Below are 616 nucleotides of genomic sequence, written 5' to 3' on the forward strand. Positions count from 1 at the left end.
GGGCAGCTTCACTGCGCTGTTCAACCGCGTGTTCGATCGCCTGGCGCACGGCTACGCAGCCGCCGCCGACTTCGTGATCCGGCATACGGTGGTGATGCTCGCGATCTATCTCGTGCTGATCGGCAGCGCCGGCTGGCTGCTCGCCACCACCCCGCAGGGATTCATTCCGGCGCAGGATCGCGGCTACGTCATCATCTCGGCGCAGCTGCCCGGCGCCGCGTCGCTGGCCCGGACCACGGCGGTGGTGCGCGAGATCGAGCGCATTGCACTGGATACGCCGGGCATCGTCCGCGTCGCGGCCTTTGCCGGTTTCTCCGGCGCGACGCGCACGCAGGCCGGTAACGCTGCGGCCTTGTTCCCGGTGTTCGACGAGCCGGAGGCGCGGCTGAAGAAGGGATTGACGGCGAACGCGATCACAGCCGAATTGCGCAAGCGCCTGTCGGTGATCCAGGGCGCCTTCATCATCGTCATCCCGCCGCCCGCGGTGCCCGGCATCGGCACCGGCGGCGGCTTCACCATTCGCGTCCAGGACCGGCAGGGGCGCGGGCCCGAGCTGCTGGCGGCCGCGACCGACGAATTGGTGAACGCTGCGCGGAAGTCGCCGAGCCTGACCTCG

At 69.8% G+C, this 616-nt stretch carries 1 protein-coding gene; it reads left to right on the forward strand.

The genetic code is table 11. The annotated features are described in order from the left end of the window. Positions 1 to 616: efflux RND transporter permease subunit (locus J6500_RS31730; protein WP_225716611.1), on the forward strand; the 616-nt coding region annotated here is incomplete at both ends.

The sequence above is a fragment of the Bradyrhizobium semiaridum genome (genome assembly GCF_020329505.1).
Classification (GTDB): domain Bacteria; phylum Pseudomonadota; class Alphaproteobacteria; order Rhizobiales; family Xanthobacteraceae; genus Bradyrhizobium; species Bradyrhizobium semiaridum.